Genomic DNA, 2,980 nt, shown 5'->3' with positions numbered 1-2,980 from the left:
TTGCTGCACTGGAACTCCTTGCCGCAGTCAGCCAAGCTGTAATGCCAGTACATATAATCACTCGGTTGCGTTTGGATGCTGCTTTATACGAGCCTGCACCGGAAAGAACTCCGAATACGATGGGACGACCCCGACTTAAAGGCGCAAGATTACCCAATCTTGAGCAAGTGCTTGTAGATCCACAAACTCAATGGCAAACAATCAAGGTTAACCGTTGGTACGGGGAAGGAGAACGCCAAGTAGAAGTTTGTACTGGAACTGCGGTTTGGTATCACACAGGTTTACCTGTGGTTCCTATTCGTTGGGTATTAGTACGTGACTCACTGGGTAAATTTGAATCACAGGCTTTGTTATCTACAAATCAAGAATATTCTCCTAAACAAATCTTGGAGTGGTTTGTACGTCGCTGGCAGATAGAAGTAACTTTTGAAGAAGTGAGGAAACATCTAGGAATGGAAACTCAACTTGTCTTTGGTCAGACCAGTCAATTGCTCGTACAACACCTACATTGCTGGGATTATTTTCCTTGGTCGTGATTTTGGCAGACCATTTACAAGCTAATTTTTCTTGGACAATTCAGCAAACAATTTGGTACTCCAAAGTTTTGCCTACTTTTTCGGATGCACTGGCTTTAGTTAGACGATTTTTATGGGCTAGCACTTTTTCCACATCTTCCGAAACCACTCAAATGATAAAAGTCCCTCGTCTTTTATTTGAGCGTTTGAGAGATATTGCTGTTTACGCTGCTTGATTGAATCAAAAATGGATAAAGTCGAGCTTAAATTTACTATAAACTAGCTGAATATTAAATAACTTCCTCCTCCAGAAAGCATTATAAACATCCTTGGGAAGATGTAATTATCCAGAAAATCAGTATCAAATATAGCAGGAGAAAAACGACTTCCTGCGATAAGGAGACTGATTAGATGAATTGGCAGGCGATTTGGGCGCTGTTCCAAGAGACATTTAAAGAATGGAGTGAAGATAAAGCCTCACGGTTAGCAGCAGCATTAGCATATTACACGATTTTTTCAATCGCCCCTTTGCTAATTATCGTGATTGCGATCGCGGGAGCGGTATTTGGAGACGAAGCAGCAAGAGGTGAAATTGTCCGACAAATTCAAGGACTAGTTGGCAAAGATGGCGCAGAATTCATCCAAATAGCGATCAAAAATGCCAATAAACCGCAAACAGGAACTATTGCCTCCCTCATTAGTATTGTACTTTTGCTATTGGGTGCTACTGGTTTATTTACCGAGTTACAAGATGCTTTAAACACGATTTGGGAAGTGCAGCCAAAACCCGGACGGGGCGTAAAAAACATGGTTCGTCAACGCTTTTTATCGTTCGCAATGGTGCTAGGTATTGGCTTTTTACTTCTGGTATCTTTGGTAATTAGTGCAGCATTGGCAGCACTAGTGACATTTTTTAGTAATTTGTTACCAGGCATAGATTTTATTTGGCAGATAGTCAGTTTTATCCTCTCTTTTAGTATTACTACATTACTGTTTGGACTAATTTTTAAAGTTCTACCAGATGTCAAAATAACTTGGAAGGATGTTCTAATTGGAGCTATACTCACCTCCCTGTTGTTTTCCATTGGGAGATTTTTGTTAGGGCAGTATCTAGGTAACAGCAGTTTCGGTTCAACCTACGGTGCTGCTGGTTCGCTGGTAGTTATCATCGCTTGGGTTTACTATGCCGCTCAAATTCTCTTTTTTGGTGCAGAATTTACTCAGGTTTATTCTAGAAGGCATGGTTCTGGCATCACTCCAACAAAGAATGCTATCCCTTTAGCTAAGAACACTCCCGCTCAACAAGATTTGAACAGCAATAATACTTCTAAAAATAGGCACAATACCAATAATAAAAAGCCATTTTCTCAGTTAATTCAGCGCCTCACACAGTACATTCGTCAATTTAAGCGCTTAAAAAACAGAAGAAAAAATCAGTACACAGGTTAAGTCGTGTGTGGGGAATCGCCTGATGTACCTAGTAACTGCCGCATAGCTGTTCCTAATGGTTGTTTCTTCAAGCATGGTGGACTTGAACTCGGTGAACATTTCCCACAATTCATCAAGCGGCTTAGTGGTGACTACTTGAGATATGGGCGCTAAATGCCGAGAGCCAAATTTATAACGCTCAAGCGTTTGGTCAAATTGTCCTAGAGCAATATCGGTTTCAATTGCATCTCTGCGTGTTTGAACAATCGCTCTATTTCTCTTGCTGTCTTTTAGTCCTGTTGAAAGGTGAAACTGTTTTGAGAACCCACTAACGCGAAAGCGAATTCTTAGTTTTTTAGTTCGCGGATCGACGCTAATCCACTTATCTTCACTCATCGCAGTTTAATTTATTTCTTTGCCAGTGATTGTCTGTTTCAAAAAATTAAAAAATCGCAAACTCTGAAGCGTAAACTTAGCTTTCGCGTTCGCGGATAAACATTTATCTACTTATCTTCATTCGTCATTCTCTGCGGACATTTTTTCAATTATTTTTAAAGTCGCCTCACAATCACCCAATGCAGAATGATTGCCCCCGATTAACGGTTGCCACTTGTAATTACCGTGGAAAGCATTCCACTCTCCTACCCATTGGGAGTACCAAAGCATTGCACAGTCGATAGAACCGCCGTTTGTGAAGATGCGGCATTGTCGGCGATCGCTAGTGGGGAATGCTAGCTGAATTCCGTGTACTCTCAAAGAATTTTTAATAGCCCGTAAATCAAAATCAGCATTGTAAATGATTAAATCTCTGTTACCTATTCGTCTCATTAACTCTAAGAAAACTCGATCGAAGGTTGGGGCATTGTCTACAGCCTCATTTGTGATTCCGTGTATTTCAATCGCCTCAAGCGAAATCGGGATAGTTGGTTTAACGAGTGTTTGCCAGCCTGGCATCCCTGGCGCAATAACCCCTGTTTGGCATATTTGGGCCTGTTTTAAATCCGTCGTTTCGGTATCCAGAATGCACCAGTTGTTTT

Annotated in this window: 5 protein-coding genes; 3 read left to right on the top strand and 2 right to left on the bottom strand. The window is 41.1% G+C overall.

From position 1 onward, the window contains the following. From I8752_RS30145 to I8752_RS30135, 3 genes are all read left to right on the top strand, one after another. On the top strand, positions 1–536 hold a 536-nt coding region (locus tag I8752_RS30145; protein WP_214435873.1), incomplete at its 5' end, for a hypothetical protein. Next, positions 533–751: a hypothetical protein gene (locus I8752_RS30140; RefSeq protein ID WP_214435872.1), complete on the top strand. Its 219-nt coding sequence runs from the start codon at positions 533–535 to the stop codon at positions 749–751. The genes I8752_RS30145 and I8752_RS30140, both read left to right, overlap by 4 nt. A 175-nt stretch (positions 752–926) precedes the next feature. Beyond that, positions 927–1,964 carry a YihY/virulence factor BrkB family protein gene (locus I8752_RS30135; RefSeq protein WP_214435871.1) on the top strand — a complete coding sequence of 346 codons (1,038 nt, stop codon included), beginning with the start codon at positions 927–929 and terminating at the stop codon, positions 1,962–1,964. Here the strand turns inward: I8752_RS30135 and I8752_RS30130 are convergent. Together I8752_RS30130 and I8752_RS30125 are read right to left on the bottom strand one after the other, a co-directional pair. Beyond that, positions 1,929–2,339, bottom strand: coding sequence for an Arm DNA-binding domain-containing protein (locus I8752_RS30130; RefSeq protein WP_214435870.1), 411 nt, complete (start codon positions 2,337–2,339; stop codon positions 1,929–1,931). The two genes, I8752_RS30135 and I8752_RS30130, sit on opposite strands and share 36 nt — an antisense overlap. Positions 2,340–2,456: 117 nt before the next feature. Next, positions 2,457–2,980: 3'-5' exonuclease (locus I8752_RS30125; RefSeq protein ID WP_214435869.1), on the bottom strand; the 524-nt coding region annotated here is incomplete at its 5' end.

The sequence above is a fragment of the Dendronalium phyllosphericum CENA369 genome (genome assembly GCF_016056275.1).
In the GTDB taxonomy this organism is placed as follows: Bacteria; Cyanobacteriota; Cyanobacteriia; order Cyanobacteriales; family Nostocaceae; genus Dendronalium; species Dendronalium phyllosphericum.
The sequence above is the reverse complement of the archived record's forward strand: the minus strand, read 5'-3'. Positions and strand labels throughout refer to the sequence as shown.